10 protein-coding genes are annotated in these 15,985 nt (G+C 66.7%); 2 read left to right on the forward strand and 8 right to left on the reverse strand.

Annotated elements, in window-relative coordinates:
* Positions 1-263: 263 nt before the first annotated feature.
* Positions 264-1,220 (reverse strand): transposase, encoded by a 957-nt coding sequence (locus tag H4P35_RS02255; protein WP_226849428.1) that lies wholly within the window; start codon positions 1,218-1,220, stop codon positions 264-266.
* 18 nt (positions 1,221-1,238) lie between these two features.
* Between H4P35_RS02255 and H4P35_RS02260 the strand changes: the two genes are divergently transcribed.
* Positions 1,239-2,489, forward strand: a complete 1,251-nt coding sequence (locus tag H4P35_RS02260; RefSeq protein WP_226846268.1) for an IS256 family transposase — start codon at positions 1,239-1,241, stop codon at positions 2,487-2,489.
* A 519-nt stretch (positions 2,490-3,008) separates the two neighbouring features.
* On the opposite strand, the gene H4P35_RS02265 is transcribed toward H4P35_RS02260, so the two are convergent.
* From H4P35_RS02265 to H4P35_RS02290, 6 genes are all read right to left on the reverse strand, one after another.
* Entirely contained in the window at positions 3,009-4,340 is a 1,332-nt protein-coding gene (locus tag H4P35_RS02265) for a TolC family outer membrane protein (protein WP_056327531.1), read from the reverse strand.
* An 80-nt stretch (positions 4,341-4,420) separates the two neighbouring features.
* Positions 4,421-5,101 carry a protein-L-isoaspartate O-methyltransferase gene (locus H4P35_RS02270; RefSeq protein WP_056327622.1) on the reverse strand — a complete coding sequence of 227 codons (681 nt, stop codon included), beginning with the start codon at positions 5,099-5,101 and terminating at the stop codon, positions 4,421-4,423.
* A gap of 157 nt (positions 5,102-5,258) precedes the next feature.
* Positions 5,259-6,101, reverse strand: coding sequence for a bifunctional hydroxymethylpyrimidine kinase/phosphomethylpyrimidine kinase (gene thiD, locus H4P35_RS02275; protein WP_152383277.1), 843 nt, complete (start codon positions 6,099-6,101; stop codon positions 5,259-5,261).
* Positions 6,098-6,901, reverse strand: coding sequence for a thiazole synthase (locus H4P35_RS02280; protein WP_226847897.1), 804 nt, complete (start codon positions 6,899-6,901; stop codon positions 6,098-6,100). Before H4P35_RS02280 ends, thiD begins: the two co-directional genes overlap by 4 nt.
* Positions 6,902-7,040: 139 nt before the next feature.
* Positions 7,041-7,913, reverse strand: coding sequence for a cobalamin-binding protein (locus tag H4P35_RS02285; protein ID WP_226849429.1), 873 nt, complete (start codon positions 7,911-7,913; stop codon positions 7,041-7,043).
* Positions 7,914-8,106: 193 nt separating this feature from the next.
* Positions 8,107-10,152, reverse strand: coding sequence for a TonB-dependent receptor (locus H4P35_RS02290; protein ID WP_226847899.1), 2,046 nt, complete (start codon positions 10,150-10,152; stop codon positions 8,107-8,109).
* Between the two features lie 453 nt (positions 10,153-10,605).
* Between H4P35_RS02290 and metH the strand changes: the two genes are divergently transcribed.
* The gene (metH, locus tag H4P35_RS02295; protein WP_226847901.1) at positions 10,606-14,379 is read left to right on the forward strand and encodes a methionine synthase; all 3,774 of its coding nucleotides are present in this window, start codon (positions 10,606-10,608) and stop codon (positions 14,377-14,379) included.
* A 43-nt stretch (positions 14,380-14,422) separates the two neighbouring features.
* Here the strand turns inward: metH and iaaH are convergent, their stop codons facing one another.
* A complete protein-coding gene (gene iaaH / locus H4P35_RS02300; protein ID WP_226847903.1) occupies positions 14,423-15,877 on the reverse strand; it encodes an indoleacetamide hydrolase in 1,455 nt (484 codons plus the stop codon).
* Positions 15,878-15,985 lie beyond the last annotated feature (108 nt).

Below are 15,985 nucleotides of genomic sequence, written 5' to 3' on the forward strand. Positions count from 1 at the left end.
CTTCGTCCGCCTTCGGCTCCCTTCAGATTCCCTCGGGCGCATCGACGGCGCTCGCACCCACGGTGACCGCGACGCCGTGCTGCCAGGGTCTTTGGTATGTGGCGCTTCAAGACCTGTGGTCGGGGAAGGGGATTTGCGGGGCCGCCGAATTGCTGCCGCCCGGGCGGCGGCAATCGGCATCGGGGCGGTGGGGCGCCGTGGCGGTGTGCGCTTGCGCGCTGGTGGGGGGCTGGTGATTAGATACCGTCTTGACCGTCAAGCGTTCAGGCGTAGTCGGGCCGATACGGTGTCCGAGTTTTAAGCACGCCAAAGCATAGATGCACCAGCTTTCTCATGGCCGCGCCTAGCGCGGCCATTTTGCTCTTTCCAGCTGCTAAGAGTCGCGCATAAAGCGCACCAACGTGTGGGTTGAAGCGCTTGCTGACGATAGCGGCCATGTAGAGGGTGGCACGTACCGTGCTGGGACCCGTTTTAGATAGCCGCGGCCGGCTGTTCAGACTGGTGCCGGACTGGCGTTGCACCGGTACCACCCCCAAGTAGGAGGCCAAGCCCTCGGCTGACTCGATGTGTCGGTTATGCATGATCGACAGGATCGAGTTCCCCGCTCGATCCCCGATGCCGGGGATGCTGGTCAGCAGTTCCCGATCCTCCTTCAGGTCCGGGTGGCGGTCGATGTGGTCATTGATCGCATGATCCAGGCGTTTGATCTCTTCGCGCAGGAACGCGATCGTTTTGGCGATGGATCCCTCGACCAGCACGGGTGGATCACTGAACTGCGTCTTCTCCTGGCGATTGAGTTCGCGCTGCAGATCCTTGGCCAGCGCGTCGCGCCGAGCCAACAAGGCCCGTAGTTGACGGGCATGCAGCGGCGCGGGGCGCCACAGCCCAGGCTTGAGCGCCTGACCGTAGCGGGCCAGCACGTAGCTATCGATCCCATCGGTTTTGGAGCGCACCGCCAGCGCACCGGCGAAGTCGCGCACCTGGGCAGGGTTGACCAACGAGACACTGACCGAAGCGTCATGCAGGGCCGTGGCAGCCTGCTCATGGTATTGCCCTGTGGGCTCGAGCACGGCATGCAACTGCGCCGGCTCGGCTCCCTGCTTGGCGCACCACTGCAGCAGCGTCTGCACGCCCGCTATCGAGTTGGGTACGACCTTGGTCTTGCGTTTGTTGGCATCGCTGCCGGGAGTGTCATAAATTTTGTGTTTGGGGCCTAACATGTTGCTCAAGGAGCATGTATGGCTACCAAGAAAAAGACACCGCTGAGGGAACTGCCGGCGATTCCCGCAGAGTTGGTTGATCAATTCGTCAAAGGCCCTATGACCGCCGAGGCGGTGCAGGACCTGTCGATGGCGTTCAAGAAGGCGCTGATCGAACGGGCCCTGGGAGCGGAATTGGGCCACCACCTGGGCTATCCGGCGGGCGGCGAGCGCCCCGAGCAGGCCACCAATCAACGCAACGGCAAGAGTTCCAAGACAGTCCTGACCGATGACGGGCCGCTGCGGGTGGAGATCCCACGCGACCGCGATGGCAGCTTCGCCCCGATCCTGATCCCCAAGCACGAGCGCCGCTTTACCGGGTTCGACGACAAGATCATCGCCATGTACGCCCGCGGCATGACGGTGCGCGAGATCCAAGGGTTTCTGCTCGAGCAGTACGGCACGGAAGTCTCGCCGGAGTTCGTCAGCTCGGTGACCGACGCGGTGATGGACGAGGTCACGGCCTGGCAAACGCGGCCTCTGGAGACGATGTATCCGGTGGTGTTCTTCGACGCGCTGCGGGTCAAGATCCGCGAGGACGGCGTGGTGCGCAACAAGGCCGTTTACTTGGCGCTGGCGGTGTTGCCAGACGGCACGCGCGACATCCTGGGCCTGTGGATCGAGCAGACCGAAGGCGCCAAGTTCTGGATGAAGGTGTTCAACGAGCTCAAGACCCGCGGCACGCAGGACATCCTGATCGCTGTCACTGACGGTCTGAAAGGCATGGAGCAGGCGCTGAACGCGGTGTTCCCGGCCACGACGCTGCAGACTTGCATCGTGCACCTGATCCGCTCCAGCCTGGAATACGCCAGCTGGAAGGAGCGCCGGACGGTGGCTGCGGCGCTAAGGCCGATCTACACGGCGGCGACCGTGGAGGCAGCGCTGGCCGCGCTCGTGCAGTTCGAGCAAGGCCCTTGGGGCCAACGCTACGCGCCGATCGTTGATGCATGGCGCCGGGCCTGGGACCGTGTGATCCCGTTCTTTACGTTCCCACCGGCGATCCGCAAGGTGATTTACACCACCAATGCGATCGAGAGCATTAATGCCCAACTGCGCCGCGCGGTGAAAACGCGAGGTCACTTCCCAAGCGACGAAGCCGCCACCAAGCTACTGTGGCTGGTCTTGCGCAACATCACCGGAGCCTGGGGCAGCGCCACGCACGACTGGAAGGCCGCTATGAACCAGTTCGCCGTGATTTATGCAGAACGCTTCACCGACCCGTATCGCTGAGATAGCATCCATAAGCCTGATAGAAACAACTATCAGGCTTCTAACGCCTCAAACACAAAAATACTGACACTCCCTCGCTGCCAAGCAGCGCGCAATCCAGCTTCGCCTTAGAAACGTCAATTCCGAGAAAAAACATAAACCTAAGCTCCCTTGCCAATACCAAAGAAGCCCGCTGCGCCCACTTGCCTTGTACATACAGGGTCCAATGCCCTAGGCTACCGTCCAGTGTCCAGCCGGCTCAGAGGTGCGGAACCGAGGCGTAATCTGAACCACAAAGTCCAGGCTCTAGGTGTCTGAACACGCTCATCGGTCCGCTTGTAGCGATAGCTAATCACTACAGTGGCCAAGATACAAGGTGTCTGACACCCGCGGAGATGATCTTGGGTTGGAGACAGTGCTTCAGGGGTGTCAGACACCGGTGGCGCCATCGGGTGGCGCGAGTTAGCTCAGTCAGACACCGGTGGCGCGACCTTGGGGCCACACCGGGGCGCGGGTGTTCACCCGTCGCCACTTGCTCGCTCAGCGCGGCGTGCGTAGCAGGCGGTTGATGGCTTCCAGGTCTGATTCCGCCAGGATGCCGCTGGTGGCCTTCAGGCGCAGGCCGGAGAGCACCGTGCTGTAGCGGGCGAGGGCCAGGTCGCGTTGGGTGGCGTAGAGCTGTTGCTGGGCGTTCAGGACGTCCAGGTTGATGCGGACCCCGACCTCGTAGCCGGTGCGGTTGGCTTCGACGGCGGCGCGGCTGGATTTTTCGCCGGCTTCCAGGGCCTGGATGCGGGCCAGGCCGCTGGTGACGCCGGTGTAGTACTGGCGGGTGGCTTGGACGGCCTGGCGGCGGGCGGTTTCGTAGTCGTAGCGGGCTTTTTGTTCCAGTTCGACCTTTTCCGTGACTTGCGAGGACACGCCGCCGCCGGAGTACAGGGGGATGGACAGGACCACGCCGATGGTGTTGTCGATGGGCTTGCCGGGGGCGGCGTTGCGCATGACGGCGTCGCTGGCGCTGCCGCTGGTGGCGCGCAGGTTCAGGGTGGGGTAGTGGCCGCTTTTGGCGATCTGGATTTCGCGGCCGGCGATGCGGGTCAGGAGTTGCGCGCGCAGGACTTCGAGGCTGGAGGTTTCGGCCTGGTTGCTCCAGTCGGCGATGCGGGCGGGCTGGGGGGCGGGCAGTTGTACGCCGTAGGGCAGTTCGGACAGGGCGCCGGGCTGCGTGCCGATGATCTTGGCCAGTTCGTCGCGGCGCACTTCCAGGTCGTTCTGCAGGCGCAGCTCTTGGGCGACGACGAGGTCGTAGCGCGATTGCGCTTCGTACGTGTCGGTGATGGTGGCGTTGCCGAGTTCGAAGTTGCGCTTGGCCGATTCCAGTTGACCGGCGACGGCGGCTTTTTCGGCTTCGGTGGCGGTCAGGGTGTCCTGGGCGTACAGGACGTTGAAGTAGGCGTCGGCGACGCGTAGCAGGAGGTCCTGGTAGGCCTGCTGCAGCTGGACTTCGACGTCGGCGACGATGAGCTTGGACTGTTCGAAATTCTGCCAGCGGCCCCAGTCAAAGAGGGGCTGGGTGAGCGCCAGGTCCCAGACGCCGCGACCGCCGCTGTAGGCGTAGGACAGGCCGCGGGTGCTGCGCGTTTCCTGGTAGGCGCCGCCGGCTTCGGCGGTGATCAGGGGCAGCAGCAGGGCGCGGGCCTGGGGTTCTTTTTCGAGGCCGGCGCGGTAGTTGGCGCGGGCTGCGGCATAGGTGGGGTCATTGCCCAGCGCGGCCTGCCAGACCTGGACGAGGTTCTGGGCGGACGCAGTCAGCGGGCCGGCACTTGCGGCGCAGGTGAAAACCAGTAAAGCCGTCAGTGATCGGACGCGCATGATTTTTCAACGATACGCCGGGCCGCCGGACGCGACGCCGGCCCCATGGGGGCCGGGCGGCAGGCGGCAGGTTTGCGGAGTTAGAACTTGAACTGCGACACCGTGACGCCGCGCAACGGCTTGATGACCGTTTCGAAGAGTTTGACGGTTTCGAAGCTGGCGGCAGTGGTGCGGGTGATGCGACAGGCAGTCATGATGGGCGCCTGGCCCACGACCACGACAAGGCGGCCGCCCACGCGCAGCTGGTACTTCAGCGCGTCCGGCACGACCGGCACGGAACCGGTGACCAGGATGGCGTCGTATTCGGTGGAGCCCCAGCCATTGCGGGCGTCGCCGGTTTCGACCTTGACGTTGGTGACGTTGTTCATCTGCAGGTTCTGCTGCGCGAAGGTCACCAGGCGGCTGTCGATTTCGACGGAGGTGACTTGTTGCGCCAGGTAGCCCAAGAGGGCGGCCTGGTAGCCGGAGCCGGTGCCGATTTCCAGCACGCAGTCGGACTTGGTCAGCAGCAGTTCTTGGGCGAGGCGTGCTTCGACCTTGGGGGCGAGCATGTTCTCGCGGGTGTTGACCGCGTTGATCTCGAGCGGCAGCTCCAGGTCGGAAAACGCCAGGCCGCGCAGGGCCGGCGGAACGAATTGTTCGCGGCGCACATCGAACAGCGCTTGCAGCACGTTGGCGTCCAGGACGTCCCACGGGCGGATCTGCTGTTCCACCATGTTGAAGCGGGCTTGTTCTACGTCGGGCAGGGTCGAAGCGTTCATGACGGTCAGAAAAAACAGAGGAATCAACGGGCCATTGTACCGATTCGTAGCGTCCTGTGACGGCGTGCCCGGGCGGCAGATGTTTCAGGCGCCGCCCGGACCCCGTAAAAGCAGACGGCGCCCTGCGGGGCGCCGTCTTTGCGTGGGGCAGGCGTGCCTACCACCAGCCGTGGAAGTGGTGGACCGGCCCGTGGCCCGAGCCGACCGTCAGGCGCTCGGCGTGGCGGATGGCCTCAGTCAGATAGGCCTTGGCGCGCTTGGCCGATTCCGGTACGTCCCCGATTTGCGGCAGCAGCGCCGCCAGCGCGGCCGACAGCGTGCAGCCGGTGCCGTGGGTGTTGGCGGTGTCGATGCGATGGCCGGGCAGTTCGATCATGCGGTCGCCGTCGTGCAGCAGGTCGATGGTTTCGCTGCCGGGCAGGTGGCCGCCCTTGACCAGTACCCAGCGCTCGCCCGAATGCGCCAGCTTGTTGCGCAGGCGCTCGGCCACGCGCCGCATTTCCTTGACGGTCTCGACGGGGCGCTCTTCGAGCAGCACGCCGGCCTCGGGCAGGTTGGGCGTGAGCAGGGTGGTCAGGGGGAGCATGGCTTCGCGCATGGCGCCGACAGCGTCGTTCTCCAGCAGCAGGTCGCCGCTCTTGGCGACCATGACCGGATCCAGCACGATGTGCGCCGGCGTCCATTTGGCGAGCTTTTCCGCCACGACCTCGATGACCGGGCGCTGGCCCAGCATGCCGATCTTGACCGCGTCGATGCGCACGTCGGTGAACAGGGTGTCGATCTGCAGGCCGACGAAGGCGGGCGGCACCGGCGAGATGCCCGTGACGCCCTGCGTGTTCTGCGCGGTGAGCGCGGCGATGATGGCGCAGCCATACGCGCCCAGTGCGCTCATGGCCTTGACGTCGGCCAGGATGCCGGCGCCGCCGGACGGGTCGACGCCGGCGATGGTCAGCGCGTTGGGGATGGGACGGCCGCTGGCGGCCGGCTGGCGCGCGTTCATTTGGCGGGACCGCCGGTGATCAGGCCTTCGGTGGGCGAGCTGGGCGCGCCGCTGTACAGCTTCTTGGGCATGCGGCCGGCCAGGAAGGCTTCGCGGCCGGCTTCGACGCCCTTTTTCATGGCGCTGGCCATCAGGACGGGGGCGCGCGCGGCGGCGATGGCGGTGTTCATCAGCACGGCGTCGCAGCCCAGTTCCATGGCGATGGCGGCGTCGGACGCGGTGCCCACGCCGGCATCGACCACGACCGGTACGCGGGCCTGGTCGATGATGAGGCGCAGGTTCCAGGGGTTCAGGATGCCCATGCCCGAACCGATCAGCGAGGCGAGCGGCATGACGGCCACGGCGCCCATGTCTTCCAGCATGCGGCACTGGATGGGATCGTCCGTGCAATAGACCATGACCTTGAAGCCCTCGTCGACCAGCGTCTTGGTGGCCTTGAGCGTTTCGGGCATGTTGGGGAACAGGGTGTGCGGGTCGCCCAGCACTTCGAGCTTCACGAGGTCGTGGCCGTCCAGCAGTTCGCGGGCCAGGCGCAGCGTGCGCACGGCGTCGTCGGCGGTGTAGCAGCCGGCGGTGTTGGGCAGCAGCGTGAACTTGGAGGTGGGGACGTAGTCCAGCAGGTTCGGTTCACCGGCGTTCTGGCCGATGTTGGTGCGGCGGATGGCGACGGTGACGATTTCCGTGCCGCTGGCGTCCAGGGCCGCGCGGGTCTGTTCGAAGTCCTTGTACTTGCCGGTTCCGACGAGCAGGCGCGACGAATAGGCGCGGCCGGCGATGGTGAGCGTGTCTTGTGTGGTCATGGCGGTGCTTCAAAGGGCGGGCGCGCACGATGCGAGGCCCGCGGGGACTGGCTGACTGATGCCGAATGATAAAGCAGGACGCCGGATGGCAGGTCGGGGACGCTGGCCGGCGCGTTCCACTAATTGCGGAATGCGCGGGTCAGCGCACCCGGTCCAGGTCGGCGCAGAGGGTCTCGGCCGCGTCGATCAGCCGCGGGCCGGGCCGGTACAGCGCGTCGGCGTCGACGCCGTAGACGTGGCCCTGGCGCGCGGCCGGCAGGCCCATCGCCTGCCAGGCGGCCAGGTTTGCCTGCGTGTCCTCGCGGCGCGACACGCCAGCCAGCACGGCCTCGGGCCGGGCCGCCAGCACGCCTTCCAGCGTGACCTGCGGCGCCACGATGGGCGCCTGGCCGAAGACGTTGACACCGCCGCACAGCCGCAGCGCATCGCTGACGATGCTGGCGTTGTTCAGGGTGTAGATCGGGTCCAGGCCCGCCTGCACGAAGACCCGCACCGGGCGCCGGCCGGCATAGCGGGCCTGCAGGGCCGCCAGCCGCGCGCGCATGTCCGCGGCGGCGGCGTTCGCCACGGGTTCGGTGCCGAACAGCTTGCCCATGCGCTCGACGGCGCCGGGGATGGCGTCCAGCGTCAGTGGATCGCTGTAGAACATGGGCACGCCAAGCTTGTCCATCACGCGCGCCAGCGGTTCGGCGGCAGACGGTTGCCAGGCGATCAGGAGGTCCGGCCGGGCGGCGGCCACGCGCTCGGCATCGGGCTGCGTGCCGTCGCCGATGATGGGCAGCGCGCGGGCGGCGGGCGGGTAGTCGCTGCCCAGCACCGTGCCCACGATGAAACCGCCCGCGCCCGCGGCGTAGACGAGTTCGGTGGCATGGGGCGCCAGCGTGACGGCGCGCCGGGCGGGCGCCTGCAGCGCGATGGCGCGGCCGCGGTCGTCCTGCACCTGGATGGCTGGCGCGCCAAGTGCCGGCAGCGCGGACAGCGCCAACGTTGGCGCCAACACCAGCGCCAGCATCCAGGCCGGCGTCGCTATCCGTTTCGGCGCGAGTTTCAGTACGCGGTGCCGCGCCAGTCCGGCGGTCGTCAGGACGCGATTGGAGGTCATGCGGCGGCTCCGTCGGGTGGGCATAAACGCGGGACAGGGCCTGCGCGGGATCTGCGCCTGGCGGAAAGGCGCATGCCGGCAGGCCCTGCCCGCCAGGCGGCAATCAGTAGCGTAGCGTGAGCGACGCGTAGAAATTGCGGCCGGGGGCGGGGTACAGGCTGTAGTTGGCGACGGGACCCAGCATTTCGAACGAGGCGTTGCCGCCACGGATGCCGTACGTGGCGTACTGGCGGTCGAAGATGTTGTTCACGCCCACGGCGCCCTCGATGTTGCGGGTGAACTTGTACGCAAGCTTGGTGTTAAAGAGCACGTACGCATCCAGCTGCTTGTCGAACTGGTTGGCCTGGTCGTTGTCCATGCGCGACTTGCCCACGTATTGCGCCGACACGTTCCACAGGAATGCGTCGGTGGGGCGCCAGGTGACGGCGGCGTTGGCCAGCCACTTCGGGGCGAGCGGCACGGTCTTGCCGGCCAGGTCCACGCCGGCGTAGGTGCCGGAGCGGAACTGCGCCTGCATCCACGTCACGTTGGCGTCCAGGCTCACGCTGCTGGACAGGGCGGTGTGGCCTTCCAGTTCGACGCCTTGGCGGCGGGTCGGATCCAGGTTGGTGTTGGCGCCGGTGCCCGGGCCCCACAGACCGTCGGCCAGCGGGTTGTACTGGATCTCGTTGGTCAGGTCATAGCGGAAGTACGACAGGCGCGCGCTGCTGGATGCCGACTGCCACGTGACGCCGATTTCCTTGTCGGTGGAGGTCTGCGGGGCCAAAGGCGACTGGACCGACAGCAGTTCGTCGGCGTTCGGCAGGCGGAAGCTGCGGCCGATCTTGCCGTACACGCCGAAGCCGCTGGCCAGGTCCTGGCGCACGCCCAGTTGCCAGGCGGTCAGGTGGTTGCTGCGGTCGGACGCCGTGCCGGAACCCGAAATCACTTCCAGGTCGTCGGACGCGTACTGGCGGCGCACGCCCGCCGTGATGTAGGTGCTGTCGGTGGCGCGGATCTGGCCTTCGGCAAAGAGGCCGTACTGGTGCTGGCGCGATTGCCACTTCGAGGGCTCGAAGTCGTAGTAGGCGTTCTGGTCGGCGGTGGTCTTGGCTTCCTGCGCGTCCGCGCCGAAGACGACGCTGTGGCCGCCGTTGATCGGCAGGCGGTAGCGCACGCTGGCGATGTTCTCTTCGAGCTTCTGGTCGCGCAGCGTGTCGCCGAAACCGTCATAGGTCACGCCGCTGAGCTTCTTTTCGCGGGTCGACAGGTCCGAGTACAGCACGCCGGCGCCGATGGCCTGTTCAAGCTGCAGGCCGAACGTGGTGGTGGTGGTCTTGACGTAGTCGACGTCGTTCTTGGCGCCGCGCGGGTCGTCCTGGAACTCGTTCACACCGGTGAACGGGTTGATGGTGCGCGGGCCGGGCAGTTCCAGCTTCTGCGTGGTCGTGCGGCCGTACAGGCGGATCGAGCCGTCGTCGTGGCGGAACGTGATGCCGCCGCCGCCGCCCTCGCGGCGCTCGCCGCTGTGGTCGCGGTAGCCGTCGCTGTGCAGCGACTGCATGTAGGCGTCCACGCCCACCTTCTCGTTGTTCATCGAGACGGCAGCGTCGTACTGGCGCAGGCCGTAGCTGCCGAAGGTGGCGGTGGCGCGGGCGCTCACCGGTTCCTTCGTGAAATCGGACTTGGTGATGATGTTGATCACGCCGCCGGTGGTGCCGCCGCCGTATTGCACGGAGCCGCTGCCGCGCACGATTTCGATGCGGTCGACCTGGTCCAGCGGCACCACGCCCAGGCTGGGCGCCGACAGGTCGTTGGTGTTCTGCTTGACGCCGTCGATCAGGATCAGCGTGTTGCTTGCGCCGGTGATGCCGAAGCCGCGCAGGTCCACGATGGCGTTGTCGCTGGAGCTGGTGGTGTTGATCAGGTTGATGCCGGACTGCGTGGACAGCAGGTCCTGCATGGTGCGCGCGCTGCTGGCCGCGATGTCCTCGGCGGTGATGACCGAGATCGACACCGGCAGCGTGCGGCCGTCGGTGGGCACGCGTTGCGCGGTGACGGTGATGCTGTCCAGTTCGGGGGCGGGGGAAGCGGTCTGCTGGGCGGCGGCAATGGCCGGAGCGGTACAGAGCAAGGCGCCGGCGTAGCGCCGGATGGAGCGGGCTTTCATCTACATAACCTCGAAGCGACCCGCGACCCCGCAGGCCATTCACGATGGGGAGAATGCCCGCGCGCCGGGCGGGCCGAAAGGCCGCGGGGCGGGGAACAGGCATCCTGGCGAGCGAACAGGCCGGTATCGGGCTGCCATGGGCGCGGATGCGCGCATGGGGACCGTTGCGGGGGCAGCACAGGCTGGACTTGCTGGGCAGCTGCGGCGGCCTTGTGGGCGGCGCGGCGCCCGTTGGCGGCGTCTTCCTGTTTCCCGTTTACCTTTCGCACGCGGCGGGCAAGTGTTGCGTCCTTGCCCACCCTGTTGCGCCGAAAGCACCGGTTCGGGGCCGAAACTGTATCACCGCGAGGCGCGCGAAGGCCCGTTTTGTTACGATCAGGGCTTGTTTTTTCAGCGTTTTTCGCTTTTTAGCCACAACCGCGCTGCCGTGGCCAACTCAATTTGGACCTGATCGTGTCGTATCCCCGCCTGCCGTACCCTCCCGAAGCCTATACCCGCGGCGGCGACTTTGCCCGCCTGCTGGGCAAGCGCATCCTGATCCTGGACGGCGCCATGGGCACCATGATCCAGCGCTACAAGCTGGGCGAAGCGGATTTTCGTGGCGAGCGCTTTGCCGATCACGGCAAGGACGTCAAGGGCAACAACGAGCTGCTGTCGCTGGTGCGGCCCGACGTCATCGCGGAAATCCACCGCCAGTACCTGGACGCGGGCGCCGACGTCATCGAGACCAACACCTTCGGCGCCACCACGATCGCGCAAGGCGATTACGACCTGCCGGAACTGGCTTACGAGCTGAACCTGGTGTCGGCGCAGCTGGCGCGCGAGGCCTGTGACGCGTACAGCACGCCCGACAAGCCGCGCTTCGTGGCCGGCGCGCTGGGCCCGCAGCCCAAGACGGCATCCATCTCGCCGGACGTGAACGACCCGGGCGCGCGTAACGTCACGTTCGACGAGCTGCGCGTCGCGTACATCGAGCAGCTCAATGGCCTGCTCGACGGCGGCATCGACATCGTCCTGATCGAAACCATTTTCGACACGCTGAACGCCAAGGCGGCCATCTTCGCCACCGAGGAAGTCTTCGAGGAACGCGGCATCCGCCTGCCGGTGATGATCTCCGGCACGGTGACCGACGCGTCGGGCCGCATCCTGTCGGGCCAGACGGTCGAGGCTTTCTGGAACTCGGTGCGCCACGCGCGCCCCGTCACCATCGGCCTGAATTGCGCGCTGGGCGCGGCGCTGATGCGCCCCTACGTGGCCGAACTGTCCAAGATCTGCGACACCTACGTCTGCGTGTATCCCAACGCCGGCCTGCCCAACCCCATGGCCGAGACCGGCTTTGACGAGACGCCCGCCGACACCTCGGCGCTGCTTGAGGAATTTGCGCGCGCGGGGCTGGTGAACATGTCGGGCGGCTGCTGCGGCACCACGCCGGATCACATCCGCGCGATCGCCGACAAGGTCACGGCGCTGACGCCGCGCGTCGTGCCCGACGTGCCGGTCAAGACCCGCCTGTCGGGCCTGGAACCCCTGAACATCGACGAGGACACGCTGTTCGTCAACGTGGGCGAACGCACCAACGTGACGGGCAGCAAGATGTTCGCCCGCCTGATCCGTGAGGAAAAATACGACGAGGCGCTGGCCGTGGCCCGCCAGCAGGTCGAGAACGGCGCGCAGATCATCGACATCAACATGGACGAGGCCATGCTGGATTCGGTGGCCTGCATGCACCGCTTCCTGAACCTGATCGCCTCCGAGCCCGACATCGCGCGCGTGCCGGTCATGATCGACAGCTCGAAGTGGGAAGTCATCGAGACCGGCCTGAAGTGCGTGCAGGGCAAGGCCGTGGTGAACTCGATCTCCATGAAGGAAGGGCTGGAGCCCTTCCGCCACCACGCGCGACTGTGCCGCCGCTACGGCGCCGCCGTGGTGGTGATGGCGTTCGATGAACTTGGCCAGGCCGACACGCTGGAGCGCCGCAAGGAAATCTGCGGCCGCGCCTACAAGATCCTGGTCGAGGAAGAAGGCTTTCCGCCGGAAGACATCATCTTTGACCCGAACGTTTTCGCGGTCGCCACCGGCATCGACGAGCACAACCACTACGCCGTGGACTTCATCGAAGGCACGCGCTGGATCCGCGAGAACCTGCCGCATGCCCGCATCTCGGGCGGCGTGTCCAACGTCAGCTTCTCTTTCCGCGGCAACGAGCCGATGCGCGAGGCCATCCACACCGTGTTCCTGTACTACGCGGTCAAGGAAGGCATGACGATGGGCATCGTCAACGCCGGCCAGCTGGGCGTGTACGCCGATCTTGACGCCACGCTGCGCGATTTGGTCGAAGACGTGGTGCTGGACCGCCCCGAGCCCGTCGGCAAGACGGATCCCGCCGACGAGCGCACGCCCACCGAGCGCCTGGTGCAGTTTGCCGATACCGTGAAGGGCTCGGGCGCCAAGAAGGAAGAAGACCTGGCCTGGCGCAATGCCGAGGTCGAGCAGCGCCTGTCGCACGCGCTGGTGCACGGCATCACCGCCTTCATCGTGGAAGACACCGAAGAGGTGCGCCAGAAGATCGCCGCGCGCGGCGGCCGCCCCATCGAAGTGATCGAAGGCCCGCTGATGGACGGCATGAACGTCGTCGGCGACCTGTTCGGCGAAGGCAAGATGTTCCTGCCGCAGGTCGTGAAATCCGCGCGCGTCATGAAGCAGGCCGTGGCGCACCTGATTCCGTTCATCGAAGAAGAAAAGCGCCAGATTGCGGCCGCGGGCGGCGACGTGCGCGCCAAGGGCAAGATCGTCATCGCCACCGTGAAGGGCGACGTGCACGACATCGGCAAGAACATCGTGTCGGTGGTCCTGCAGTGCAACAACTTCGAAGTCGTGAACATGGGCGTGATGGTGCCCTGCGCGCAGATCCTTGAAAAAGCCAAAGAAGAGAACGCCGACATCGTCGGCCTGTCCGGCCTGATCACGCCCAGCCTCGAAGAGATGGCGTACGTGGCGTCCGAGATGCAGCGCGACGAGTACTTCCGCAGCCGCAAGGTCCCGCTGATGATCGGCGGGGCGACCACCAGCCGCGTGCACACCGCCGTCAAGATCGCGCCCAACTACGAAGGCCCGGTCATCTACGTGCCCGACGCCAGCCGTTCGGTGGGCGTGGCCACCAACCTGATGTCCGACCAGTCCGAAGCCTATCTGGCGGAACTGGCCGGGGAATACGAAGACGTGCGGCGCCGCCATGCCAACCGCAAGGCGACGCCCATCCTGCCGCTGGCCGAGGCGCGCGCTTCGCGGCCGGCGATCGACTGGGACAGCTACACGCCGCCGCGCCCGAAATTCATCGGCCGGCGCACCTTCAAGAGCTATGACCTCGCGGAAATCGCGAAGTACGTGGACTGGGGCCCGTTCTTTCAGACCTGGAGTCTGTTCGGCCCGTACCCGGCCATCCTGCAGGACAAGGTGGTGGGCGAGCAGGCGCGCAAGGTCTTTGCCGACGGCCAGGCCATGATGAAGCGCATCGTCGAGGGCCGCTGGCTGACCGCCAATGGCGTCGTGGGCTTCTATCCGGCCAATAGCGTCAACGACGAGGACATCGAGGTCTACAAGGACGAGACCCGCAGCGAGGTGCTGTTCACGTACCGCAACCTGCGCCAGCAGGGCGCCAAGCGCGAAGGGGTCAGCAACAAGTCGCTGTCGGACTTCATTGCGCCCAAGTCCAGCGGCAAGCTCGACTACATCGGCATGTTCGCCGTCACGGCCGGCCTGGGCATCGAGAAGAAGGAAGCCGAATTCGAAAAAGCGCTGGACGACTATTCCAGCATCATGCTCAAGTCGCTGGCGGACCGCCTGGCCGAAGCCTTTGCCGAATGCCTGCACGCGCGCGTGCGCCAGGACCTGTGGGGCTACGCGCCCGACGAGGCCCTGTCCAACGAGGACATGATTGCCGAGAAGTACGTGGGCATCCGTCCCGCGCCGGGCTATCCCGCCTGTCCGGAACACGTGGTCAAGACGGATATGTTCCGCGTGCTGGACGGCGAGGACATCGGCATGATGCTGACGGACAGCTATGCGATGTACCCGGCCTCCAGCGTGTCGGGCTTTTACTTCAGCCACCCGCAGTCGCAGTACTTCAACGTGGGCGTCATCGGCGAAGACCAGCTTGAAGACTACGCCCGCCGCAGCGGCCGCAGCATCGAAGACCTGAAGCGCACGCTGGCGCCCAACCTGGGCTGACGCGCCGGTCTACCGCTGCGGCCGAGGCGGGAGCTGGCTGGGGCTAAGGCAGGAACTGGGGCGCCGCGATGCGCCCCAGAATCTTTTCGACGGCCACGCCGATCGCGAGCACCTTGCGGTCCTCGCCCGGCAGGCCATCGATCTCCAATCCCACCGGCAGACCCTGCGCCGACAGCCCGGCCGGCACGCTCAAGCCCGGCAGTCCCGCGTTGCTGCCCGGGTCCACGTTGCGCGCCAGGCGCGCGAAGGTCTCGAAGCTGCTGGCCTCGGGCGTGGCCGCGGGCGGCGGGACGGGCACGGTCGGAAACAGCAGGCCGTCCAGCGCGTGTTCCTTGAACGCGCGGCGATAGACGTCGATGAGTTCGCGCCGGCCGCCCGCGATGGCATGTTCGTACAGCGGTTGCAGCGGCAGGACCTGGCCGTCCGGCGTGGGCAGCACGCCCGGCACGATCAGGTTGTCGAAGATGCCTTTCACGTCCGGGCTGGAAATCTGCGCGACCACCTCGTCAAAGCTCACGCCCACGTGATATCGCGCCAGATAGGCCGTCAGGTCGGGCTTCTGTTCGAACAGGCATAGCGGCATGCCCACCGCGGCGTTGGCGGCCGGAAGGTCCGGCATCTCCAAATCCACCAGCGTCACGCCGGCCCCGCGCAGCCGGTCCAATGCGGCTTCGGCCACCGTCCGGACTTCGGCGTCCAGGTCGGCCCAGAAATAGCCCGCCAACCCCAGGCGGATGTTTGCGGGGGCCAGGGGCGCCAGCGGCTCGGTCTGGCCCGTGAGCACCGCATCCAGCACCACGATGTCGGCCATGCCGTTGGCGATGGGCCCGGGCGTATCACGCGTGTGCGAAATGGGCGTGATGCCCGCGCCGTCGTAGCGGCCCACCGTCGGGCGAAAGCCTACCGATCCATTCACTGAGGCGGGCAGGCGCACCGAGGCGCCGGTATCGGTGCCCAGCGCGGCGGGCGCCAGCCGCGCACCCACCGCCGCGCCGCTGCCCGACGACGAGCCGCCGGCGATCAGGCGCGCGTCATAGGCGTTGCGCGTGCCCTCGCCGTCCGGTCCCGCAAAGGCGGTGTTGTAGCCGGACACCCCGAACGCCAGTTCATGCATGTTGGTCTTGCCCAGGATGACGGCGCCGGCTTCGCGCAGCCGCTGCACGACGGGCGCGTCCTCGGCGGGACGGAAGTCCTTGAGCGCGGGCGTGCCGGCCGTGTTCGGCAGCCCGGCGACGTGGATGTTGTCCTTGATGGCGATGGGCACGCCGCCCAACGGGCCGTTGCCGGGCGCCGCATCGTAGGCGCGCGCCTGCGCCAGGGCGCCGTCGCGGTCGACGGTGATGAATGCGTTCAGGTCCTGGCGGGCGTCGATGCGGTCCAGGCAGGCCTCGGTCAGCGCAACGCTGGTGAGGCGGCCCTCGCGGATGCGGGTGGCCGCCTCGATGACGGTCAGGTCCGCCAGGTCGGCGGGCAAGGGTTGGTCGGTCGGGCTGGGCATGGCGCTTTTCCTTGGCTGTCGGTCGATCCGTATCTATACAGGGGGGGCTCGGGGGCTGTCGAGAGGTCTGCCGCGCCGCGCGTAGTGGAAAACCACGATGGCGAAAAT

The sequence above is a fragment of the Achromobacter sp. 77 genome (genome assembly GCF_020541125.1).
Lineage (GTDB): Bacteria > Pseudomonadota > Gammaproteobacteria > Burkholderiales > Burkholderiaceae_B > Achromobacter > Achromobacter mucicolens.